Annotated in this window: 23 protein-coding genes; 17 read left to right on the top strand and 6 right to left on the bottom strand. The window is 69.7% G+C overall.

Features of this window, described 5'->3' with window-relative positions:
* Positions 1–22 precede the first annotated feature (22 nt).
* The 10 genes from ACTCB7_RS13985 (at position 23) to der (ending at position 10,177) form a co-directional block, all read left to right on the top strand.
* The gene (locus ACTCB7_RS13985; RefSeq protein WP_463007141.1) at positions 23–349 is read left to right on the top strand and encodes a HesB/IscA family protein; all 327 of its coding nucleotides are present in this window, start codon (positions 23–25) and stop codon (positions 347–349) included.
* Between the two features lie 158 nt (positions 350–507).
* Positions 508–933, top strand: a complete 426-nt coding sequence (gene ndk, locus ACTCB7_RS13980) for a nucleoside-diphosphate kinase (RefSeq protein ID WP_224415537.1) — start codon at positions 508–510, stop codon at positions 931–933.
* 79 nt (positions 934–1,012) lie between these two features.
* Complete coding sequence (gene rlmN / locus ACTCB7_RS13975; RefSeq protein WP_463007140.1) at positions 1,013–2,140, top strand: dual-specificity RNA methyltransferase RlmN; 1,128 nt, start codon at positions 1,013–1,015, stop codon at positions 2,138–2,140.
* A 146-nt stretch (positions 2,141–2,286) separates the two neighbouring features.
* Positions 2,287–3,036, top strand: a complete 750-nt coding sequence (gene pilW, locus ACTCB7_RS13970) for a type IV pilus biogenesis/stability protein PilW (protein ID WP_463007139.1) — start codon at positions 2,287–2,289, stop codon at positions 3,034–3,036.
* A gap of 25 nt (positions 3,037–3,061) precedes the next feature.
* The gene (locus ACTCB7_RS13965; RefSeq protein ID WP_463007138.1) at positions 3,062–4,150 is read left to right on the top strand and encodes a RodZ domain-containing protein; all 1,089 of its coding nucleotides are present in this window, start codon (positions 3,062–3,064) and stop codon (positions 4,148–4,150) included.
* Between the two features lie 18 nt (positions 4,151–4,168).
* The gene (ispG, locus tag ACTCB7_RS13960; protein ID WP_463007137.1) at positions 4,169–5,284 is read left to right on the top strand and encodes a flavodoxin-dependent (E)-4-hydroxy-3-methylbut-2-enyl-diphosphate synthase; all 1,116 of its coding nucleotides are present in this window, start codon (positions 4,169–4,171) and stop codon (positions 5,282–5,284) included.
* A gap of 23 nt (positions 5,285–5,307) precedes the next feature.
* On the top strand, positions 5,308–6,588 hold the full coding sequence (gene hisS, locus ACTCB7_RS13955) for a histidine--tRNA ligase (protein ID WP_463007136.1): 1,281 nt from the start codon (positions 5,308–5,310) through the stop codon (positions 6,586–6,588).
* Positions 6,589–6,647: 59 nt separating this feature from the next.
* The gene (locus tag ACTCB7_RS13950; RefSeq protein ID WP_463007135.1) at positions 6,648–7,307 is read left to right on the top strand and encodes a YfgM family protein; all 660 of its coding nucleotides are present in this window, start codon (positions 6,648–6,650) and stop codon (positions 7,305–7,307) included.
* Complete coding sequence (bamB, locus tag ACTCB7_RS13945; RefSeq protein WP_463007134.1) at positions 7,304–8,455, top strand: outer membrane protein assembly factor BamB; 1,152 nt, start codon at positions 7,304–7,306, stop codon at positions 8,453–8,455. Before ACTCB7_RS13950 ends, bamB begins: the two co-directional genes overlap by 4 nt.
* A gap of 309 nt (positions 8,456–8,764) precedes the next feature.
* Positions 8,765–10,177, top strand: a complete 1,413-nt coding sequence (gene der / locus ACTCB7_RS13940; RefSeq protein WP_463007133.1) for a ribosome biogenesis GTPase Der — start codon at positions 8,765–8,767, stop codon at positions 10,175–10,177.
* An 18-nt stretch (positions 10,178–10,195) separates the two neighbouring features.
* Here der and ACTCB7_RS13935 read toward each other — a convergent pair whose 3' ends face one another.
* The gene (locus ACTCB7_RS13935; protein ID WP_463007132.1) at positions 10,196–11,053 is read right to left on the bottom strand and encodes an ATP-binding protein; all 858 of its coding nucleotides are present in this window, start codon (positions 11,051–11,053) and stop codon (positions 10,196–10,198) included.
* Positions 11,054–11,182: 129 nt separating this feature from the next.
* Between ACTCB7_RS13935 and ACTCB7_RS13930 the strand changes: the two genes are divergently transcribed.
* Positions 11,183–11,974 carry a M48 family metallopeptidase gene (locus tag ACTCB7_RS13930; RefSeq protein ID WP_224415547.1) on the top strand — a complete coding sequence of 264 codons (792 nt, stop codon included), beginning with the start codon at positions 11,183–11,185 and terminating at the stop codon, positions 11,972–11,974.
* A 7-nt stretch (positions 11,975–11,981) separates the two neighbouring features.
* Here ACTCB7_RS13930 and aroE read toward each other — a convergent pair whose 3' ends face one another.
* From aroE to ACTCB7_RS13905, 5 genes are all read right to left on the bottom strand, one after another.
* A complete protein-coding gene (aroE, locus tag ACTCB7_RS13925; RefSeq protein WP_463007131.1) occupies positions 11,982–12,794 on the bottom strand; it encodes a shikimate dehydrogenase in 813 nt (270 codons plus the stop codon).
* Positions 12,787–13,722 carry an oxygen-dependent coproporphyrinogen oxidase gene (gene hemF / locus ACTCB7_RS13920; RefSeq protein WP_463007130.1) on the bottom strand — a complete coding sequence of 312 codons (936 nt, stop codon included), beginning with the start codon at positions 13,720–13,722 and terminating at the stop codon, positions 12,787–12,789. The genes aroE and hemF overlap by 8 nt, the downstream gene beginning before the upstream one ends.
* A gap of 57 nt (positions 13,723–13,779) precedes the next feature.
* Entirely contained in the window at positions 13,780–14,334 is a 555-nt protein-coding gene (tsaC, locus tag ACTCB7_RS13915; protein WP_224420735.1) for an L-threonylcarbamoyladenylate synthase type 1 TsaC, read from the bottom strand.
* Positions 14,335–14,402: 68 nt separating this feature from the next.
* A complete protein-coding gene (gene dprA / locus ACTCB7_RS13910) occupies positions 14,403–15,515 on the bottom strand; it encodes a DNA-processing protein DprA (protein ID WP_463007129.1) in 1,113 nt (370 codons plus the stop codon).
* A complete protein-coding gene (locus tag ACTCB7_RS13905; protein ID WP_463007128.1) occupies positions 15,512–16,648 on the bottom strand; it encodes a LysM peptidoglycan-binding domain-containing protein in 1,137 nt (378 codons plus the stop codon). Before ACTCB7_RS13905 ends, dprA begins: the two co-directional genes overlap by 4 nt.
* Positions 16,649–16,876: 228 nt before the next feature.
* On the opposite strand from ACTCB7_RS13905, the gene def reads away from it, so the two are divergent.
* The 6 genes from def to ACTCB7_RS13875 all read left to right on the top strand — a co-directional run bounded on the left by def (position 16,877) and on the right by ACTCB7_RS13875 (position 23,129).
* Positions 16,877–17,389 (top strand): peptide deformylase, encoded by a 513-nt coding sequence (gene def, locus ACTCB7_RS13900; protein WP_463007127.1) that lies wholly within the window; start codon positions 16,877–16,879, stop codon positions 17,387–17,389.
* A 126-nt stretch (positions 17,390–17,515) separates the two neighbouring features.
* A complete protein-coding gene (gene fmt / locus ACTCB7_RS13895; protein ID WP_463007126.1) occupies positions 17,516–18,493 on the top strand; it encodes a methionyl-tRNA formyltransferase in 978 nt (325 codons plus the stop codon).
* Positions 18,486–19,808 (top strand): 16S rRNA (cytosine(967)-C(5))-methyltransferase RsmB, encoded by a 1,323-nt coding sequence (gene rsmB / locus ACTCB7_RS13890; protein ID WP_463007125.1) that lies wholly within the window; start codon positions 18,486–18,488, stop codon positions 19,806–19,808. The genes fmt and rsmB overlap by 8 nt, the downstream gene beginning before the upstream one ends.
* Before the next feature lie 76 nt (positions 19,809–19,884).
* Positions 19,885–20,091, top strand: coding sequence for a dodecin (locus ACTCB7_RS13885; RefSeq protein ID WP_163647779.1), 207 nt, complete (start codon positions 19,885–19,887; stop codon positions 20,089–20,091).
* Between the two features lie 166 nt (positions 20,092–20,257).
* On the top strand, positions 20,258–21,631 hold the full coding sequence (gene trkA / locus ACTCB7_RS13880; RefSeq protein ID WP_463007124.1) for a Trk system potassium transporter TrkA: 1,374 nt from the start codon (positions 20,258–20,260) through the stop codon (positions 21,629–21,631).
* Between the two features lie 49 nt (positions 21,632–21,680).
* Positions 21,681–23,129, top strand: a complete 1,449-nt coding sequence (locus ACTCB7_RS13875) for a TrkH family potassium uptake protein (RefSeq protein WP_463007123.1) — start codon at positions 21,681–21,683, stop codon at positions 23,127–23,129.
* Positions 23,130–23,261 lie beyond the last annotated feature (132 nt).

The following is a 23,261-nucleotide window of genomic DNA, read 5'->3' as shown; positions in this document are numbered from 1 at the left end:
TTCGCAGTCAGGAGGAGTTTCCATGGCGAACCTTTCGATCACCCCCGCCGCCGCCGACCAGATCCGCCACGTGCTCGGCGAGCGCGGCCACGGCCTGGGGCTGCGCGTGAGCGTCAAGCCCAGCGGTTGCTCCGGCTACAGCTACGTGCTGGACTTCGCCGATCAGGCGATCGACGACGACGTGCCCTTCGAGGCCCACGGCGCCACGGTCTACGTGGCCCCCGACGCCCTGGAGATGCTCGACGGCAGTGAAGTCGACTACGTCAACGAAGGGCTCAATCGCTACTTTCGCTTCAACAACCCCAACGTCAAGGACCAGTGCGGCTGCGGCGAGAGCTTCAGCGTGTGAGCACGCGCGGCCTGCGGGGTGTCAAGACCCCGCCCGAGCCGCTATAATCAGGCGCTTTTCCGCCCGGCCGCCTGCCGCGGCCGAACCGCGACCCTGCGCGCCGCCACGACAGCGGCGCGCAGCCGTATCCAAGCACTCGATTTCACGGAGAACCCTGCATGGCAACTCAGCGCACGCTGTCCATCATCAAGCCCGACGCCGTTTCCAAGAACGTCATCGGCGAGATCATCAGCCGCTTCGAAAAGGCCGGCCTCAAGGTCGTTGCCGCCAAGATGCTGCACCTGTCCAAGGAGCAGGCCGAAGGCTTCTACGCCGAGCACAAGGAGCGCGGCTTCTTCGGCGAACTGGTCGGTTTCATGACCTCCGGCCCGGTCGTCGTCCAGGTGCTCGAGGGCGAGGACGCCATCGCCAAGAACCGTGACCTGATGGGTGCCACCAACCCGCAGGAAGCCGCACCGGGCACCATCCGCGCCGACTATGCCCAGTCCATCGACGCCAACGCCGTGCACGGTTCCGACTCGCCGGAATCCGCCGAGCGCGAAGTGGCCTTCTTCTTCAGCGCCGACGAAATCTGCCCGCGCTGAACCCTGAGCGGGAGCCGCACGGCTCCCGCCCGCCACGCCGGGCCGTGCCTGACAGCCCTCCGACCATCGGTTGACCATCATGACCGCCACCACCCATACCCCCCTGACCAACCTGCTCGGTCTGTCCCGCGAGCAGATGGAAGCCTTCTTCATCTCGATCGGCGAGAAGAAGTTTCGCGCCAGCCAGGTGATGAAGTGGATTCACCACGAGGGCTGCGACGATTTCGAGGCCATGACCAACCTCTCCAAGGCCCTGCGTGCGCGCCTGGCCGAGGTGGCCGAGATCCGCGGCCCCGGCGTGGTCTACGAAGGCACGTCGAGCGACGGGACGCGCAAGTGGGTGCTCGAGGTCGAGGACGGCAGCTACGTCGAGACCGTGCTGATTCCGTCCGAGAACGGCAATCGCCGCACGCTCTGTGTTTCCTCCCAGGTGGGCTGCTCGCTGGACTGCAGCTTCTGTTCCACCGGCAAGCAGGGCTTCCAGCGCAACCTCACCGCCGCCGAGATCATCGGCCAGGTGTGGGTCGCCCAGCGCAGCGTCGGCCCGCGCCGCGACACCGCCAACCGCCCGGTCACCAACGTGGTGATGATGGGCATGGGCGAGCCGCTGCTCAACTACGACAACGTCGTGCCGGCGATGAAGCTGATGCTCGACGACAACGGCTACGGCCTCTCCAAGCGCCGCGTGACGCTGTCGACCTCCGGCGTGGTGCCGATGATCGACAAGCTCGGCGACGAGATCGACGTGAGCCTGGCGATCTCGCTGCACGCCGCCAACGACGAGTTGCGCAACGAGCTGGTGCCGCTCAATCGCAAGTACGACATCCGCACCCTGCTCGACGCCTGCCAGCGCTACCTGGCCAAGTGTGACGACACGCGCCTGATCACCATCGAGTACACGCTGATCAAGGACGTCAACGACCAGCGCGAGCACGCCGACCAGCTCGCCGCGCTGCTCGACGAGCTGCCGTGCAAGATCAACCTGATCCCGTTCAACCCGTTCCCGCACTCGGGCTACGAGAAGCCCTCGCGCAACCAGACCATGCGCTTCCAGCAGTGGCTCTACGAGCTCGGCTACACGGCCCCGATTCGCAGCACCCGCGGTGACGACATCGATGCCGCCTGCGGCCAGCTGGTCGGCCGGGTCAAGGACCGCACGCGCCGTCACGAACGCTACATCCAGTCGATCCAGCTGGATGCCGACTGACCCGGTGGCGTCCTTGACTTCAACCGGTCACGGCGCTTTTATGAGTACGCCTTTTCATGGCGGGTCGGCCCAGTATCGTCATCCCCTATACCATTGATTCGACGAGGGCCATCGCGAGCCGGGCCCGCCACTGTCGAGAGGAGTGCATGATTCGTCGCCAACGCTCGTCCTTCGTCCCCCTGCTGGGTGCCGCACTGTGCGGCATGCTCTGGCTGTCCGGCTGCGCCACGTCCGCACCGGCCGGGCTGCAGAGCGGGGCCGACCCGAGCCAGGCGGCCGAGCTCAATGTGACGATGGGGCTCGAGTACATGCAGAAGGGCAATCTGCCCCGGGCCCGTCGCAAGCTGGACAAGGCCCTGTCGATCGCTCCCGACGACCCCGACGCCCTGCAGGCCAGTGCCCTGCTCTACCAGCGCCAGGGCGAGCCCGAGCTCGCCCGCCGCTTCTTCAAGCGCGCCCTGGATGTGGCACCCGATTTCACCCGGGGGCGCAACAACTATGCGGCCTTTCTCTACGCCCGGGGTGAAACCGCCGCGGCCTGCGACCAGCTCGAACGCGCCACGCAGGATATCCACTACGACAACCGGGCCCAGCTGTTCACCAACCTGGGACGCTGCCAGCGCCGGCTCGGCCGGGCCGACGCCGCCCTGCAGAGCCTGAACAAGGCCCAGACGATCGACCCGCGTTACGCACCCAGTTACCTGGCACTCGCCGGCGCCCTGCACGACCAGGGCGAGGACACCCGCGCCTGGGAGGCGCTGCAACGCTTCATCCGGCTGGCCGGCACCACCCCGGAGAGCCTGCGACTGGCCGAGCAGATCGCCAGCGCTCGCGGGGACGCCGCCACCGCCGCTTTCTATTCACGCCAGCTCAACGCCTCCCGGCGCGACCCCTGACCCCAATCGAGAGGACGGCTCAGTCATGAGCGAAACACAACAGCGACAGGAAGCCAGTCTTGACCCCGCCGTCGGCACGGCATCGGAATCGCCGGGCCAAGTGCTGCGCCGCGAACGCGAGAATCAGGGCCTCTCCATCGACGAAGTGGCCGCCCAGCTCAACCTGCGCCCCGCCGTGGTCAGCGGCCTGGAGGCCGATCGCTACGACGAGATTCCCGTCGCCGCCTATCGGCGCGGCTACCTGCGGGCCTATGCGCGCCTGATGGGCATCGACGAGGCCGACGTGGTAGGCGCCTACAATCGCCAGCACGGCGACACCCGCAGCGACATCGAGCGCAAGATCACCCCGGTGCATGCCTCCCGCCCGCCGTCGCGCCTCGGCGCCTGGGTCTTCAAACTGTTCACCCTGCTGGTGATCGTCGGCCTGATCGGCCTGTCGCTGCTGTGGTGGCAGAGCCGCAACGGCAACGACCTGCTGGGCCTGGGAGGCGGCGACGAGGCCGCCGCGACGGCCCTGAGCGGTGAGCCGGCCGAAGCCGACAGCGACGCCGCGGACGGTGCAACAGCGGACGGCGCCACCGAGTTGCCGCCGCTGCCCGCCGACAGTCAGGCGAAGGCCGCCGATGCACCGGCTTCCGGTGGCACCCAGCCGGCCGCGGACGACGCCGCAACGACCGGCGACACCACCGCGGCCACCACGGCGGACAAGACCGGCACGCCGGAAACAGCCGGTACGTCCTCGGATACCGCGGCCACCGACGCTGCGCCTGCCGACAGCGACACAGCGACGACCACCGACGCTCCGGAGGCCGCGAGCGCCACAGCCGACACGACGGCCACCGCCGAAGACAATACGCCGGCCGCCGACAACACCCGGCGCCTGGCCTTCACCTTCAACGAACAGTCATGGACCGAGATCTACGATGCCAACGACCAGCGCATCCTGGTCGGTCTGCAGCCCGCCGGTAGTCAGACCACGGTCGAGGGCCAGCCGCCGTTCCGGATGACCATCGGCAACGCCAGCGGCGTCGAGCTGACCTGGCGCGGCAAGGCCGTCGACCTCGGCGCCCACACCGGCGGCAACAATGTCGCCCGATTCACCCTGGGCGAATAACTGGGAGAGGACTCCGCGATGCACGCGCAATCCCCGATCAAGCGGCGCCAGTCGCGCCAGATTCATGTCGGCTCCGTGCCGGTGGGCGGCGGTGCGCCTATCTCCGTACAGAGCATGACCAACACCGACACGCTCGACGTCGAGGCCACGCTCGCCCAGATTCAGCGCCTCGCTCAGGCCGGCGCCGATATCGTGCGCGTCTCGGTGCCGACCATGGACGCCGCCGAGGCGTTCGGCCGCATCAAGGCCGGCTCGCCGGTGCCACTGGTCGCCGACATCCACTTCGACTACAAGATCGCCCTGCGTGTCGCCGAACTCGGCGTCGACTGCCTGCGCATCAACCCCGGCAACATCGGCCGCGAGGACCGGGTGCGCGCCGTGGTGGACGCCGCCCGCGAGCGGGGCATCCCCATCCGCATCGGCGTCAACGCCGGGTCACTGGAAAAGGACCTGCAGAAGAAATACGGCGAGCCCACGCCCGAGGCGCTGGTCGAGTCCGCCATGCGCCACATCGACCACCTGGAGCGCCTCGACTTCCCCGACTTCAAGGTCAGCGTCAAGGCCTCCGACGTGTTCATGGCGGTCGCCGCCTATCGCGACCTGGCCGCACGCATCGAGCAGCCGCTGCACCTGGGAATCACCGAGGCCGGCGGCCTGCGCTCGGGCACCGTCAAGTCGTCGATCGGGCTGGGCATGCTGCTGATGGACGGCATCGGCGACACCATCCGCGTGTCGCTGGCCGCCGATCCGGTCGAGGAGGTCAAGGTCGGCTACGACATGCTCAAGAGCCTGCGCCTGCGCGCCAAGGGCATCAACTTCGTCGCCTGCCCCAGCTGCTCGCGCCAGAACTTCGACGTGATCGGCACCATGAACGCCCTCGAGGAGCGCCTCGACGACGTCATGACGCCGCTCGACGTCTCGGTGATCGGCTGTGTGGTCAACGGCCCGGGCGAAGCCAAGGAAAGCGACATCGGCCTGACCGGCGGCAGCCCCGCCAACCTCGTCTATATCGACGGCAAGCCGGCCTCCAAGCTGCGCAACGACCATCTGGTCGATGATCTGGAACGGCTGATCCGCGACAAGGTGCGCGAGAAGGAACAGGCCGAGCAGAACACCATCGCCCGCGAGGGCTGAATTGCTTCAGGAGATTCGTTTCGTTGAGCAAGAAGATCCAGGCCATCCGTGGCATGAATGACCTGCTGCCGGACCAGTCCCCGCTGTGGCAGTACTTCGAGGACCAGGTCCGCACGCTGATGCGACGTTACGGCTATCGCGAGATCCGCACGCCCATCGTCGAGCAGACCGCGCTGTTCAAGCGCTCCATCGGCGAAGTCACCGACATCGTCGAGAAGGAGATGTACACCTTCGACGACCGCAACGGCGACAGCCTCACCCTGCGCCCCGAAGGCACCGCGGCCTGCGTGCGCGCGGCGATGGAGCACGGCCTGCTGCACAACCAGACCCAGCGGCTGTGGTACCAGGGCCCCATGTTCCGCCACGAGCGCCCGCAGAAGGGCCGCTACCGGCAGTTCCACCAGGTGGGCATCGAAGCCTATGGCCTCGACGGGCCGGACATCGACGCCGAAGTCATCCTGCTCTCGGCGCGGCTGTGGAAGCAGCTGGGGCTCGACGCCCACGTGACCCTCGAGCTCAACTCGCTGGGCTCGCCCGAGGCGCGCACTGCCTACCGCGACACTCTGGTGGCCTACTTCGAGCGCCATCACGAGCTGCTCGACGAGGACTCGCGGCGTCGGCTGTCCAGCAACCCGCTGCGCATCCTCGACTCCAAGAACCCCGACATGGCCGAGATGCTCGCCGACGCGCCGCAGCTGCTCGACCATCTCGACGAGGCCTCCCGCGAGCACTTCGAAGCGCTCAAGGCACGGCTCGACGCGGCCGGCATCGCCTACCGCATCAACCCGCGTCTGGTCCGCGGGCTGGACTACTACAGCCGCACCGTGTTCGAGTGGACCACCACGGCGCTGGGCAGCCAGGGCACGGTGTGCGCCGGCGGCCGCTACGACGGCCTGGTCGAGCAGCTCGGCGGCAAGCCGACCCCCGCGGTGGGCTTCGCCCTGGGTGTGGAGCGCCTGATCCTGCTGCTCGAGACCCTCGAGCTGATCCCCGCCGAAAGCCAGCGCGGCCCCGATGCCTACCTGCTGGCGATGGGCGAACGCGCCGAGCGCGAGGCCCTGCTGCTCGGTGAACAGCTTCGCGATGCCCTGCCCGGTCTTTCCCTGCAGGTGCACTGCGGCGGCGGCGGCTTCAAGAGCCAGATCAAGAAGGCCGATCGCAGCGGCGCACGGCTGGCGCTGATCCTCGGCGAGGACGAACTCGAGCAGGGGCAGTTGACCATCAAGTACCTGCGCGAGGAGCGCGAGCAGGAAACCCTGGACCAGGCGACGGCAATCGACCGTCTGGGCGAGCGACTCGACTGAGACTGAAATAAAGTCCCGAGCCCCCGGCACGGGACCTCACGGCATAGGAGGGGCCATCGGTGGCCGAGCTTAGAAGCGAAGAAGAACAGCTGGACGCCATCAAGCGCTGGTGGAAGGACAACGGCAAGTCGCTGATTCTCGGCGTGGCCGTCGCGGTGGCCGCGGTCGTCGGCTGGAAGGCCTGGGAACGCTATCAGCACAACCAGGCCGCTGCCGCCTCGGCAAGCTACCAGGAACTGCTGGGGCTGGCTGGCCAGGACACCCTAGACGACAAGACCATCGCGCGCGCCGACGAACTGATCGGCACGCTGCGCAACGAGCACGGCGGCACGCTCTACGCCGACCTGGCCGCGCTGATCCAGGCGCGCCTGGAAGTCGCCGACGGCGACCTCGCCGGCGCCCGGCAGGCCCTGTCGAACGTGATCGACACCAGCGACGATGCCTACCTGAAGGGGCTGGCCCGCCTGCGTCTGGCCCGCATCCAGGTCGCCGACGGCCACCCGCAGGCCGCGCTCGATACCCTCGACGCCGGCGTCCCCGACACGCTGGGTGCCTCGCAGGCCATGACCCGGGGCGACGCCCTGGTGGCCATGGATCGCAACGATGAGGCACGCACCGCCTACCGGAAGGCGCTCGACCTGTCCCGCGAGCAGGGTCAGCCGGTATTCGGCGCCCAGCTCAAGCTCGACAATCTCGGCGCGGAGGATGCCACGCTATGAAACTCGTCCAGCTGCTCGCCCCGGCCCTGCTGCTCTCGCTGCTGGCGGGCTGCTCGGGGAACGTCGAGCCCGAGTACCCGCCCAAGCCACTGACCGACATCGACCGCCAGGCCGACCTGCAGATGCAGTGGGACCAGTCGATCGGTGACGGGCTGGGCATAGCCCGCTACCCGATCACCCCGGCCATCGACCAGGACCGGCTGTTCGCCGCCGACCAGTCGGGCCTGCTGCGGGCCATCGACACCGCCTCCGGCAAGACGCAGTGGCAAGTGACCCTCGACACGCCGGTCTCCAGCGGCCTCACCGCCGTCGCCGATCGCATCTACCTGGGCACCCGCAACGGCGAGGTGCTGGCTCTCGACCAGGCCGACGGCAGTGTCGTCTGGCGCTCGCGGGTATCCAGCGAAGTACTCGCCGCGCCGCAGGCCAACCGCGACCTGCTGGTGGTGCAGAGCGTCGACGGTGCGGTGACCGCGCTCGACCGCGCCACCGGCAAGGAACAGTGGGTCTACACCAGCAGTCAGCCGGCGCTGACCCTGCGCGGCACCGGCACGCCGCGGGTGATCAACCAGGTCAGCTTCGCCGGCTTTGCCAACGGCCGCCTGGTGACGCTCGACAACCGCAGCGGCCAGCCGCTGTGGGACATGCGTGTCGCCGTTCCCAAGGGCCGCACCGAGGTGGACCGCCTGGTGGACCTCGACGGTCAGCCGCTGCTCACCTCCGACGGCCGGCTCTACGTCACCAGCTACAACGGCCGCCTGCTGGCCCTGCAGGCCACCACCGGCAAGATCCTCTGGGAGCATGACGCCTCCAGCTACCTGAGCCCGCTGCTGATCGGCGACTTCCTGTTCACGGTCAACGAGGACAGCCACGTGCTGGCCCTCGACGCCCGTTCCGGGCGGGTAATGTGGGAAAGCGACGCTCTCGAGGGCCGCAGCCTGACCGCGCCGGCCTTCATCGACGGCCGCCTGGCCGTGGGCGACTACGCCGGCTACGTGCACCTGCTCGACGCCGAAAGCGGCAAGCTGGTCGGCCGCACCGAGCTCGGCGACGGCATCAGCCTGACCCCGCTCAGCGATGGCAAGCAGCTCTACGTGATGGACAACGACGGCGACCTCGCCGCCTACCGCCTCCAGGACGGCCAGTAAGCCGCACGTCAGCGCCGCCGCCCTCCAGAGACAGCCCCGTTTCATATCGCAAGGGGCTCCGGGGGACAGGTCGCAGAGGGGGTCCTCGGCCCAGGGAGGGCCGAGGTAGCGCCCAGGGAAGGGTCCACAGCGCCCCCGCCGCGACCTGCCGCCGGAACCGCCCCGCGCGAGTCGGTCGGGCATTCGCGCTGGACTTCCATTGAACATTGGGCGCCCCGCCCGGGTAATGCTAGAATCAGCCTCCCTGACCGCGCACCCCGCCCGGGGTAGTGCGAAATTCCGTTTCTGAACTCCGGCTCGTTGACTCCCATGACTCCCGTGATCGCCCTGGTCGGCCGCCCCAATGTCGGCAAATCGACCCTTTTCAATCGCCTGACCCGCTCGCGCGATGCCCTGGTGGCCGACTTCCCGGGGCTGACCCGCGACCGCAAGTACGGCAACGGCCAGCTCGGCGGCAAGGAATACACCGTCATCGACACCGGCGGCATCAGCGGCGACGAGCAGGGCATCGACGCCGCCATGGCCGAGCAGTCGCTGCTGGCCATCGACGAGGCGGACATCGTGCTGTTCCTGGTCGATGCGCGCAGCGGACTGATTCCCGCCGACGAGGCGATCGCCAATCACCTGCGGGTCAACCAGAAGAAGACCTGGCTGGTGGTCAACAAGACCGACGGCCTCGAGGAGCACTCGGCGATGGCCGAGTTCTGGGGGCTGGGCCTGGGCGACCCGCGTCCCATCGCCGCCAGCCACGGGCGCAACGTCACCGCGCTGATCGACGAGGTGCTCGCGCCCTTTCCCGAGCGCGACACCGACCCGGACGCGGACGCCCTCCCCCCCGCCGACCAGGGCATCCGCATCGGCGTGATCGGCCGCCCCAACGTCGGCAAGTCGACGCTGGTCAACCGGCTGCTCGGCGAGGAGCGCGTGGTGGTCTTCGACGAGGCCGGCACCACCCGCGACGCCATCGAGATCCCCTACGAGCGCCGCGGCCGCCCCTACGTGCTGGTCGACACCGCCGGCGTGCGCCGGCGCAAGAACGTCAGCCTGGTGGCCGAGAAGTTCTCGATCATCAAGACGCTCGAGGCGATCAAGGAGTGCCATGTGGCGATCATGGTGCTCGACGCGCGCAGCGGACTGGTGGAACAGGACATGCACCTGCTCGACTATGTGCTCTCCTCCGGGCGGGCACTGGTGCTGGCGGTCAACAAGTGGGACGGGCTGGAAAGCGAGCAGCGCGACAAGATGCGCAGCGAGATCAAGCGTCGCCTGGGCTTCGCCGACTACGCCGACCTGCACTTCATCTCGGCGCTGCACGGCACCGCAGTGGGTGATCTCTACCCGTCGATCGAGCGCGCCTACAAGGCCGCCACCGCCCACTGGTCGACCAACCGCCTGACCACCATCCTCCAGGACGCCGTCAGCGAGCACCAGCCGCCGCTGATCAACGGCCGGCGCATCAAGCTGCGCATGGCTCACCAGGGCGGCAGCAACCCGCCGATCATCGTCGTCCACGGCAACCAGACGGCGTCGCTGCCCGAGGCCTACAAGCGCTACCTGACCAACACCTTCCGCAAGGTGCTCAAGGTGCGTGGCACGCCGATCCGCTTCGAGTTCCGCTCCGGCGCCAACCCCTACGACCCCAACGCCGGGGCCAACGACCGCGAGAAGGCCCGCGCCCGCCAGCTGGCACGGACCCGCGAGGCCCGCCGCAGCCGGCGCTGACCCCGCCCGGGGCGCGGGTCAGCCGACGCCGCTGCCCACCCACTGGCAGGCGAACTGCCAGGCGGCCCGCCCGCTGCGCGTCCCGCGCAGGGTGGCGTGTCGCAATGCCGCCTCCCGGGCCGCCTCGCTCCAGCACTCCGCCCCGCCCAGGTGCGCCACCCAGTGACGGCAGGCCTCGAGATAGGAGTCCTGGTTGAAGGGATGGAAGGCCAGCCACAGGCCGAAGCGGTCCGACAGCGAGATCTTTTCCTCGACGGCATCGCCGTGGTGCAGCTCGTCGCCGACCAGCCGGGTATCGGCGTTGTCGGCGAGCGACTCGGGCAGCAGGTGGCGACGGTTGGAGGTGGCATACAGCAGCACGTTCTCCGGCGGGCCGGTCAGGGTGCCGTCCAGCACGCTCTTGAGCGCCTTGTAGGCGTCGTCGTGACCCTCGAACGACAGGTCGTCGCAATAGACGATGAAGCGATGCTCGGTATCGCGCAGCTGCGCCACCAGTGACGGCAGGCCGGCCAGATCGTGACGGTCGACCTGGATCAGCCGCAGCCCTTCCGGCGCCAGGGTGTTGAGCAGCGCCCGCACCATCGAGGACTTGCCGCTGCCACGGGCCCCCCACAGCAGGGCGTGGTTGGCCGGGCGGCCGGCCAGGAAGGCGCGCGTGTTGGCGAGCAGCGCCTCGCGCTGCCGATCGACGCCCACCAGATCGTCGAGGCGCACGGCATCGCGGGCCGCCACCGGCACCAGCTGGCCGCCGAGCGGATGGCGCTGCCAGATCGCGGCCACGTCCCGCGACCAGTCGGCGGCCTCGGGCGCGGGCGGCAGCCACGCCTCGAGGCGATCGAGCAGCCCGTGCAGGCGCCGGTTCAGACTCTCGTCCATGGATTCCCCCTCTTTCCAATCCGGTTGACCCCATGTGGCAACGGGGTATCTTGAAGGCGATCACTGCCACGGAACGCGACCGCCGCTGTCCAGCGCGGTCCCACCCCGCTTATTCTCAGGGAGAGACCCATGACACTTCGCACCCTCGGCGCGCTCAGCCTGACGCTCGTGCTGGCCGCCTGCAGCCAGACCCCCACTGGGCGATCGCAGCTGACCCTGTTCTCCGACCAGGAGATCAATCAGATGGGCGACCAGAGCTTCCAGCAGTACCAGCAGAAACTGCCCACCGTGGGCGGCGCGACCGCCGACTACGTGCAGTGCGTGGCCCATGCCGTCACCGCCCAGACCAACAGCGGCGAAAACTGGGAGGTCAAGGTCTTCAAGGATGACTCCGCCAACGCCTTCGCGCTCCCTGGAGGACATATCGGCGTCAACACGGGACTTCTTGAGGTCGCCAAAAATCAGAACCAGCTGGCCACCGTGCTCGGTCACGAGGTCGCCCACGTGCTGGCGCATCACGCCAACGAGCGGGTCTCGACCCAGGCGGCCACCCAGACCGGCCTCTCGGTACTGCAGTCCGCCGCCGGGCTCGAGGGTCAGGGGGGGCAGCAGCTGATGGGCCTGCTGGGCATGGGCGCCAAGTACGGTATCCTGATGCCCTTCTCGCGCAAGCAGGAAAGCGAGGCCGATACCCTGGGTCTCAACCTGATGGCCCGCGCCGGATTCGACCCGCGCGCGAGCATCGACCTGTGGAAGAACATGGAGGCCAACAGCCAGGGCCAGCCGCCGGCGTGGCTGTCCACCCACCCCAGCCACGGCCAGCGCATCGACGGCCTGCAGGCGCAGATGGATCAGGCGCTCACGCTTTACCGTCAGGCCCGCGACGCCGGTCGCACACCTGACTGCCGGCGGCCGGGCTGAGCCCGGGCTAGAGCGAACGGCGCAGCATCTCGCGCACCGGGCCGGTGTCCGGGCGCGTGTTGCGCCAGATGAAGAACGACTCCGCTGCCTGCTCGACCAGCATGCCCAGTCCGTCGACGGTCCGTGCACCGCGCTGCGCCGCCCACTGCAGGAACACCGTGGGCTCGGCGCCGTACATCATGTCGTAGGCCAGGGCGCCGTCGGCGAACAGCGCGTCGGGCAGCGGCGGAAGCTCCCCCGCCAGGCTGGCGCTGGTGCCGTTGATCACCAGATCGAAGGGGCCGCTCACCTCGGCGAAGCCGCCGCCCCGCACGTCACCCAGATCGGCGAAGTCCGCCGCCAGCGCCTCGGCCCTGGCGGCGGTCCGATTGGCGATCGTCAGGCTCGCCGGCCGCGTGGCCAGCAGCGGCTCGAGCACGCCGCGCACCGCCCCGCCGGCGCCCAGCACCAGGATGCGGGCACCTGCCAGCGGGGCGGCATGGGCCTCGAGGTCCCGCACCAGCCCCACGCCGTCGGTGGTATCGCCGTGCAGGCGGCCGGCGTCGTCGAGCCACAGGGTGTTGACCGCGCCGGCGCGTCGCGCGCGGGGGCTCAGGTCCTCGGCCAGGCGGAAGGCGTCCTCCTTGAAGGGCACGGTGACATTGGCGCCGCGACCGCCGGCCGCGGCGAAGGCCCGCCAGGCACCGGCGAAGTCGTCCCGCGGCGCCTCGATCGCCTCGTAGGTCATGGCCTCGCCGGTCTGCTCGGCGAAGGCGGCATGGATCCGCGGCGACTTCGAGTGGCCGATCGGATGGCCGAACACGCAGTAGCGATCACTCATCGGTGTCTCCTTGCGCCTCGCCCAGCCAGTCGCGCGGACGCAGGTAATCCCGGTACAGCACCGCCTCGGCGCTGCCCGGCTCGGGCGTCCAGCCGTAGTGCCACTCCGCCACCGGCGGCATCGACATCAGGATCGACTCGGTGCGCCCGCCGCTCTGCAGGCCGAACAGGGTGCCGCGGTCCCAGACCAGGTTGAACTCCACGTAGCGCCCGCGCCGGTAGAGCTGGAAGGCGCGCTCGCGCTCGCTCCAGGGGGTGTCGCGACGCCGCGCGACGATCGGCAGGTAGGCGTCGAGGAAGCTGTCGCCCACCGCCTGCTGGAAGGCAAAGCAGCGTTCGAAGCCGCCCTCGTTGAGATCGTCGAAGAACAGCCCGCCCACTCCCCGGGTCTCGTCGCGGTGCTTGAGATAGAAGTAGTCGTCGCACCAGCGCTTGTAGCGCGCGTAGACGTCGTCGCCGAAGGGCGCGCAGGCGTCGCGGGCGACCCGGTGCCAGTGCAGCACGTCCTCGTGGACCGGATAGAAGGGGGTCAGGTCATAGCCGCCACCGAACCACCACACCGGCGCCTCGCCGGCCTTCTCGGCGATGAAGAAGCGCACGTTGCCGTGGCTGGTGGGAATGTGCGGATTGGTCGGGTGCAGCACCCAGGACACACCCACCGCGTGAAAACCGCGACCGGCCAGCTCGGGCCGCGCGGCCGTGGCGGAGGGCGGCAGGGTGTCGCCGTGGACGTGGGAGAAGTTCACCCCGCCCTTCTCGAACACGCCGCCGCCCTCGATCACCCGGGACCGACCGCCGCCACCCTCGGGCCGCTCCCAGGCATCCTCGCGGAAGGTCGCCCCGCCATCCGCCTCGGCCAGCTGTCGGCACAGGCGATCCTGCAGGTCGAGCAGGTAATGCTTCACGTCGTCGAGATAGGCATGCGCCACGGCAGGCTCCTCGTCACAATGGCTGGATGGAGTGGATACGTGCGCGCTGCGCCGGGCTCACTCGCGCAGCGTGTCCCCGGTGACCAGGTCGCGGATGCGGCTGGGACGGGCCTGGCCACCCAGCGCGCCGTCCACGGCGACCAGCGACGCCCCGAAGTAGCGGCGCACGGTGGCCAGGTCCCGGGCCGGCTCGGCGCCCGCCGGGTTCGCCGAGGTGGAGACGATCGGCCCGCCGTGGGCGGCGCACAGCACGGCGACCAGCGGATGGTCACTGACCCGCAGGGCGACGCGGTCATGCTCGCCGCGCAGCAGCGGATGGGCCCGGCCGTTGTCGGGCACCAGCCAGGTGTTGGGCCCGGGCCAGGTGGCCAGCAGCGTCTCGCGCTGGGCCTTGCTGATGCCCTCCAGCCACGGCGCCACCTGGGCGATGTCGCCGGCGATCAGGATCAACCCCTTGGCCGGGTCGCGCTGCTTGAGGGTCAGCACGGCCTGCAGCGCCGCGGGGTCGTCCGGGTCGCAACCCAGCCCCCACACCCCTTCGGTGGGATACGCGATCACGCCGCCGTCGCGCAGGGTCGCCACGGCGGCCTCGAAACCAGTCGCGGTGCTCATTTCGCCCGTTGTCTCCGCACGTCCGAAAGCCGCTCATTCTAGCATGCCGCGCCGGGGGTCACAGCGCCTCAGGCCCCGGGCAGGCGGACCCAGCCACCGGGCACCTGGGCCGCCCGGCCGTCCAGTTCGAACTCCAGCAGGCGCTGCTGGCAGTGCAGCACGCCCTGGCCGGACAGCTCGATGAGCAGGTCCAGCGGCGTGGGCGAGTCGCTGAGCAGGGCCAGCAGCGGCTCCTCCGGTGTCGCCGGCGGCGATGCCGCGCCGGCAGGCTCGCCGAATGGCTCGCCAAATGGCTCGCCGCCCACCGGGATCCAGTGAGCGAGCTCGGCGAGGATGTCGTCGAGTTCCGTCACCAGGGTGGCGCCCTGGCGAATCAGCGCCAGGCAGCCGCGCGCCTGGGGATTGTTCAGGGAGCCGGGCAGCGCAAACACTTCGCGGTTCTGCTCCCCGGCCAGCCGTGCGCTGATCAGCGAGCCGCTCTTCTCCGCCGCCTCGACCACCAGCACGCCCAGCGACAGCCCGGTGATCAGCCGGTTGCGGCGCGGGAAGAACGCCGGATTGGCCCGGGTGCCGGGCGGGTGTTCGCTGAGCAGCAGGCCGGTCTCGCGCATCGCGCGGTAGAGCGCGCCGTGCCGGGCCGGGTAGACGCCGTCGATGCCGCAGCCCAGCACGCCGATGCTGGAGCCGCCGGCCTCGAGCGCGGCCTGATGGGCACGACCGTCGATGCCCATCGCCATGCCGCTGATCACGCAGAACCCGGCACCGGCCAGCTCGCCGGCGAAGCGCGCGGCATTGCCCAGGCCGTCGCGGGTGGGCCGGCGGGTGCCGACGATCGCCAGCCCCGGCGCGTCGAGCGCGGAAAGCTCCCCCCAGGCCCAGAGCAGCGGCGGTGGATCGGGCAGTTCATCGAGCAGGGCCGGCCAGGCCGGATGCCCGGGATACAGCAGGTGATGGGTCGCCGACGCCGCCTCCCAGGCCAGGGCGCGGTCGACCAGCGCCTCGAGCGGGCTCGCCGCCGGGCGAGCCAGCCACAGCCGCAGGGCGTCCCGCGCCGGTGCCGGCAGCACCGCCAGCCAGCCGTCCGGCCAGGCGGGCCGGGCCGCCCTCAGCTCGGCCAGCCGCCGCGGCCCCACCTTCGGCAGATGGCACAGCGCCAGCCAGTCGCGCCGTTCCGGGGTCATGGCGCTCGCCCTCCCGCCGGGCGCGGCGCCCGCACCCGGTCGCCCACCGCCAGGCTGCGCGTGGCATGCATGACCAGGGCATAACTGACCCGGTCGTAGACCCGGAACACCATCAGCCGGCCCGCCTGCTCGTCGGGCAGGGTCACGGCCGCGTCGGTCAGCGGGTCGCTCAGCGTCTCGCCGCGCTGCTCGACGGCCAGTACCGTGCCCGGCGCCATGCCCTCGCGACGCCCCAGGTCGAGCGCCACCACGTCGAGACGACCGATGTAGCGCACGCCGCCGGGCACCGAGAGGATGTGCCCCGCGACCGGGTGCGAGGGCGGGCGGGGCTGGAACTCGGGCGTCACCGGCAGCGACTCCAGCGGCAGCAGCCGATCCCCGGGGCGTATCTCCTGACGCGAGGCGGTCACCACCAGCCGGGAGACGTCCCCCTCGCGGCGCAGCACACGGGCCTCGCCCAGGGTCTCGAGCTCAAGGCCGAGGAATTCGCCGGTATCCGGGGCGACGTAGCGCTCGCCGGGGCGATAGAGCCCGAAACGCTCGCCCGGGGGCAGCGCGCCACGCACGTAGACATGATCGCCGGCCCCGCTGATCAGGCGTCGGTCGTCGCCGGCGATCACGTAGGGCGCCTGCGCCAGCCGGTCGGGCGCGACGATGCGATTGGCCTCGAGAAAGCGCTGCACCTTGTCCAGCGGCAGCGGCGGCACCGCCCGGCGCCGCGGCACCCGGCGCACCTGCGGCGACAGGTGCACCACGCCCTGCCCGCGCTCGAGCCCCAGGCGCGGCGTGCCGTCGGCAGCACGGTAGAGATGGATCACGTCGCCGGGATAGATCCAGTGCGGGTCGTCGACCTGCGGGTTGCCCCGCCACAGGCGCGGCCATTGCCAGGGGTCGGCGAGGAAGCGCCCGGCGATGTCCCAGAGCGTGTCGCCGCGCTGCACGGTATAGCGTTGCGGTGCATCACGGCGCAGTACCGGGGAGGAAACGCTTGACTGCGGCGCACTCGCGCCCATTTCGCTGGTGCCGGCAGCAGGGGGCTCGGCGGCCAGGCTCCAGCCCGGGATCAGCAAACATGCCGCCAGCAACCTGACGGGCCACCGTCGCCGGCGGCCGGCGCTCTTGTGTTGGTTCATGGTCTTCTGCGCCTTCTCTGCGTACTTCTGGATCGCGCCGACGGGAACGGCATGCGCCCCGCGGGGTCGAATGCACAACCTGACGCACGCTGCCCCATAGCTGCCCCCTGTTCTGGATAGCCAAGTCCTATCGCAACGATGCACGGCCCGGCGGTTCCGTAATGCGTCGCCGCGGACTACAATTGGGACAACATTGTTGCATAAACCGAATACGGTACCTTCAACGCCATGGCCAAGCTAGAAATCCTCGAATTCCCCGACGAACGCCTGCGTACCCGGGCGGCGCCGGTCGATACCGTCGACGACGAGGTCCGCGCGCTGGTCGACGACATGCTCGAGACCATGTACGACGCGCACGGCATCGGCCTGGCGGCGACCCAGGTCGACGTCCATCGGCGGGTGATCGTCATCGATGCCAGCGAGGACCACAGCGAACCGCTGGTCCTGATCAACCCCGAGTACGAACCGCTCGGCGACGAGCGCGAGCCGATGCAGGAAGGCTGCCTGTCGATCCCCGAATACTACGCCGAGGTGCCTCGCGCCCTGCGCGTGCGACTCAAGGCACTGGGGCGCGACGGCAAGCCCTACGAGCGCGAGGCCGAGGGGCTGCTGGCGCACTGCATCCAGCACGAGTGCGACCATCTCGAGGGTCGGCTGTTCGTCGACTACCTCTCGCCGCTCAAGCGCGACCGTGTGATGAAGAAGATGCAGAAGCGTCATCGGCAGATGCAGTCCGCCTGACGACGCCTCGCCCCGCCTGCAGGCGGCCGAGAACGATGCCGGGGTCGCCCATGCGCCCCGGCATTTTTTGTTCGCCGTGCCATCCGCTACCCTAACGCCCATTTCCCCGTCAGCAAGGCCCTGTCGATGACCCGATCCCTGCGCGTCGTGTTCGCCGGAACCCCGGATTTCGCCGCGGAAAGCCTCCGCGCGCTGCTCGCCGGCCGCCACGAGGTAGTCGCCGTGTACACCCAGCCCGACCGCCCCGCCGGGCGCGGCCGCAAACTCACCCCCAGCCCGGTCAAGGCGCTGGCGCTCGAGCACGGCCTGCCGGTGCACCAGCCTGTCAGCCTCAAGGCGGAAGACGCCCGGCGCGAGCTCGCCGCGTATCGTCCGGACGTGATGGTGGTGGTGGCCTACGGCCTGCTACTGCCCCAGGCAGTGCTCGACATCCCGCGGCTTGGCTGTCTCAACGTCCACGCCTCGCTGCTGCCGCGCTGGCGCGGTGCGGCGCCGATCCAGCGCGCCATCGAGGCCGGTGACCACGAGAGCGGTGTGGCCATCATGCAGATGGACGCCGGGCTGGATACCGGCGACGTGCTGCTGGAACGCCGCACGCCGATCGAGACCGCCACCACCGGTGGCGAGCTGCACGACCGGCTGGCCACCCTGGGCGGCGAGGCGCTGACTGAGGCACTCGACGCCCTGGCCGGCGACGGCCTCGCCGCCACGCCCCAGCCCGATACCGGCGTGACCTACGCGGCCAAGCTCTCCAAGGCCGAGGCGGCGCTGGACTTCACCCGCCCGGCGGCCGAACTCGCCGCCCGGGTACGCGCCTTCAACCCCTGGCCGGTGGCCTGGACACGCCTCGACGGCGACACCCTGCGGCTATGGCTGGCCGAGGCGGAACCGACGCCACCGGGCGCCGGCGCCGCTCCCGGCACCCTGCTGGACAGCGCGCCCGATGCCCTGCGCATCGCCTGCGGCCCCACGGGGCGCGACGTGCTGCGGGTGACCCGGGCCCAGCTGCCCGGCGGCAAGCCGCTGGCGGTGCGCGACCTGCTCAATGCCCGCGGTGAGCGCTTCGTCGCCGGGCAGCGTCTGGGAGAGACCACCGATGACTGACGTTCGCGCCTTCGCCGCCCGCCAGCTTGCCCCGGTGCTCGCCGGCCAGGGGTCACTGTCCGGGCTCGACGCCGCTCTCGCCGACAGCGGCGTCGCCACCCGCGACCGGGGCTTCGCCAAGGCCTTGTGCTTCGGCGTGTGCCGTACCCAGCCTCGCCTGCAGGCCCTGGCCCAGGAACTGCTGCGCCAGCCCTTCAAGCAGCGCGACGACGACATTCACGCCCTGCTGCTGCTGGGGCTCTATCAGCTCCTGTACATGCGGGTGCCGCCCCACGCCGCGGTCAGCGAGACGGCCGGCGCCGCCCGCGCCCTGAACAAGGGCTGGGCAACGCGCGTGATCAACGGCTGCCTGCGCCGCTTCCAGCGCGAATCGGTCGCCCTGCAGGGACGGGTCGACCGCGATCCCGGCGTGGCTCTGCTGCACCCGACCTGGCTGCTCAAGCGGATGCGTCAGGCCTGGCCGGACGACTGGCGCGCCATCGCCGAGGCCAACAATCAGCCCGGGCCGATGACCCTGAGGGTCAACGCCCGCCGCACCACCCGCGAGGGCTATCTGGCGCGGCTGGCCGAGGCGGGCATCGCCGCCGAACCGTGCCGTCATGCCGCCACGGGGATCACCCTCGAGACGCCCTGCGACGTCAGCGCCCTGCCCGGCTTCGCCGAGGGCGAGGTCAGTGTCCAGGACGAGGCCGCCCAGCTCGCCGCGGACCTGCTCGCTCCCGCGCTCGCCGGCCGAGCCACCCCCCGCGTGCTCGATGCTTGCGCCGCACCCGGCGGCAAGGCGGCCCATCTGCTGGAAACCTGCGACGCCGAGCTGACGGCACTGGACGTCGACGCCCAGCGCCTGGCCCGGGTACGCACGACCCTCGAGCGCCTGGGCCTGGCGGCACATCTCGAGGCCGCCGATGCCGGCTCGCTCGACGGGTGGGATGGCACGCCCTACGAGGCCATCCTGCTCGATGCGCCCTGTTCGGGCACCGGGGTAATCCGTCGCCACCCGGACATCAAGCTGCTGCGCCGCCCCTCGGACCTGCGCGAGCTGGCCGCCCTTCAGGCACGCCTGCTCGACAGCCTCTGGCAGGCACTGGCCCCGGGCGGCACCCTGCTCTATGCCACCTGCTCGGTAATGCCCGAGGAGAATGCCGAGCAGGTGGCCGCCTTCCTGGCACGCACCCCGGGTGCCCGGGCCGAGACCGTGGATGCCGCCTGGGGCCGCGCCGCCGGTGCCGGCCGCCAGCTGCTGCCGCAGACCGGCGGCCACGACGGCTTCTTCTACGCGCGGCTGGTCAAGGAGTCGACAACGCCCGGCGCCTGATGCCTATACTGACCAGGGCGCCGCTGAACGATGCACACCAGCGGCGCCTTCGTTTTGCAACGGCAAGGAGCAGCCCATGACCCAGCACGTCTACAAGCACATCGAACTGACCGGTTCCTCACCCAAGGGGATCGAGGATGCCGTCGAGCAGGCCCTGGCCAAGGCCAACGAGACGCTTCACGACATTCGCTGGTTCGAGGTCACCGACACCCGCGGCCACGTCGAACACGGCCGCATCGCCCACTGGCAGGTGACCGTCAAGGTCGGCTTCACACTGAGCTGACTGACTCGCCCGGGCCGTCGCGGCGGCCCGGGCCGGCCGAAATCCCGCCCCGAACCGCGACACACCTGTCCCCGCCCTGCCCGGGTGGTTTATGCTACCTCGCGTCTGATACACCGCCTCGCGGCCCGGCCGCGCGATGGCATCGAACCCTGCGGACTCGACATCGATGAAGATCATCATACTGGGCGCCGGCCAGGTCGGCGGCACACTGGCCGAGCATCTGGCCCACGAAGAGAACGACATCACGGTGGTGGATACCGACACCGAGCGGCTGCGTGAACTGCACAACCGCCTCGATATCCGCACCGTCACCGGGCCCGCCTCGTATCCGATGGTGCTGCGCCAGGCCGGTGGCGAGGACGCCGACATGCTGATCGCGGTGACCAACTCCGACGAGGTCAACATGGTCGCCTGTCAGGTGGCGCACACGCTGTTCCGCACCCCGACCAAGATCGCCCGGGTGCGCGCCGCCGCCTATCTGACCCGCAAGGGGCTGTTCTCCCACGACGCGGTGCCGGTGGACGTGCTGATCAGCCCCGAGCAGGTGGTGACCGACCACATCCGCCGGTTGATCGTCTACCCCGGGGCGCTGCAGGTGCTGGAGTTCGCCGGCGGCCTGGTCCAGCTGGTGGCGGTGAAGGCCTACTACGGCGGCCCGCTGGTGGGCCAGGAACTGGGCTTTTTGCGCCGCCACATGCCCAACGTCGACACCCGCGTGGCGGCGATCTACCGTCGCAACCGGGCGATCATCCCGCGCGGTGACACGGTGATCGAGGCCGACGACGAGGTGTTCTTCATCGCCGCGCGCAAGGATATCCGCGCGGTGATGAGCGAACTGCGCAAGGTCGAGCGCGACTTCCGCCGGGTGCTGATCGCCGGCGGCGGCAACATCGGCCAGCGCCTCGCCGAGCAGCTCGAGCACAGCCATCAGGTCAAGATCATCGAGCACGACCTGGACCGCTGCACCGTGCTCTCCGAACGCCTCGACCGCACCGTGGTGCTGCACGGCAGCGCCACCAGCAAGCGGCTGCTGATCGAGGAGAACATCGAGGACTGCGACATCTTCTGCGCGCTGACCAACGACGACGAGGTCAACATCATGTCGTCGATGCTGGCCAAGCGGCTGGGGGCCAAGAAGGTGCTGACGCTGATCAACAACGCCGCCTACGTCGACCTGGTCCAGGGCGGCGAGATCGACATCGCCATCTCGCCGCAGCAGGCGACCATCGGCGGACTGCTCACCCACGTGCGCCGCGGCGACATCGTCAACGTCCACTCGCTGCGTCGCGGAGCGGCCGAGGCCATCGAGGCGATCGCCCACGGCGACTCGCGCTCCTCCAAGGTGGTGGGCCGGGCGATCGACGAGATCGACCTGCCGGCGGGCACCACCATCGGCGCCGTGGTGCGCGGCAAGGAAGTGCTGATCGCCCACGACGACGTGGTGGTCGAATCCGGCGACCACGTCATCCTGTTCGTCATCGACAAGCGCCGCATCCGCGACGTGGAGCGTCTGTTCCAGGTCGGCCTGACCTTCTTCTGACCCGGACGCCGCCGCCCGACATGCCTCACCCAGCCGGAACAACGCCGTCATGAGCCCGCGCGTCGCCCTGCGCATCCTGGGTCTGCTGCTGATGCTGTTCAGCCTGACCCTGGTGCCGCCGATCCTGATCTCCTGGCTGTTCGCCGACGGCGACTGGGATGCCTTCGCCATCGCCATGGCGATCACCGCCGGCACCGGCGCGCTGCTCTACTGGCCCAACCGCCGCGCCCACAAGGAGCTGCGCACCCGCGACGGCTTCCTGATCACGGTACTGTTCTGGAGCGTGCTGGGGCTGTTCGGCTCGCTGCCGCTGATGCTGTCCAGCGACCCGTCGCTATCCTGGACCGATGCGGTGTTCGAGTCCTTCTCCGGGCTGACCACCACCGGCGCCACCGTGCTCACCGGCATCGACCTGTTGCCGGAGGGCATCCGCTACTACCGTCAGCAGCTGCAGTGGCTGGGCGGCATGGGCATCGTGGTGCTGGCGGTGGCCATCCTGCCCACGCTGGGCATCGGCGGCATGCAGCTCTACCGCACCGAGATCCCCGGGCCGCTCAAGGACTCCAAGCTCACCCCGCGCATCACCGAGACCGCCAAGGCGCTGTGGTACATCTACGCCGCCCTGACCGTGGCCTGCGGCCTGGCCTACTGGCTCGCCGGCATGAACTGGTTCGATGCCCTCGGCCACAGCTTCTCGACGGTGGCGATCGGCGGCTTCTCAACCCATGACGCCAGCATCGGCTACTTCGACAGCCCGACCATCGAGCTGATCTGCGTGCTGTTCATGGTGATCTCCTCGGCCAGCTTCGGGCTGCACTTCGCGGTCTGGCGCGAGAAGCGCCTGGGCCACTACCTGCACGACCCGGAGTTCCGCTTCTTCGTGACCTTTCTGGCGCTGCTGAGCCTGATCAGCATGGCCACCCTGCTCGTCGACCCCAACTACACGCAGTGGAAGGCCCTGCGCCACGGGCTGTTCGAGTCGGTCTCGGTGGCCACCACCACCGGCTTCGGGGTCGCCGACTTCTCACTGTGGCCGGGCGCGCTGCCGTTCATGCTGTTCGTCGCCGCCTTCGTCGGCGCCTGCTCGGGCTCGGCCGGCGGCGGCATGAAGGTGGTCCGCATCCTGCTGATCTTCAAGCAGGGCATGCGCGAGGTAACCCGTCTGATCCACCCCAACGCGGTGATCGCCATCAAGGTCGGCAAGGTACGCGTCACCGACGGTGTCTCCCAGGCGGTGTGGGGCTTCTTCGCCGTCTACGTAATGCTGTTCTTCCTGATGCTGATCGGCCTGCTGGCCACCGGCCTCGACCAGGTCACCGCCTGGTCCGCGGTGGGCTCGGCGCTCAACAACCTGGGGCCGGGGCTCGGCGAGGTGGCCACCGACTACGGCGACATCCCCACGCTGGCCAAGTGGATCCTGGTGGTGGCGATGGTGCTGGGGCGTCTGGAGATCTTCACGGTGCTGGTGCTGTTCACGCCCGCCTTCTGGCGACGCTAGGCGTGATCCCTTGCCGGGCCGTTCATCCGGAGCCTGGCCGTGGGAGATTCTATGTTGCCCGTCAAGCCTTGATGGGGCTTGGAGGGCGATATCCCGTCTCATGCTTCATCAGTGAAAAGGCGATGCGTGCCA

Source organism: Modicisalibacter sp. (genome assembly GCF_055145905.1).
This window is presented reverse-complemented; position numbering and strand designations above follow the sequence as displayed.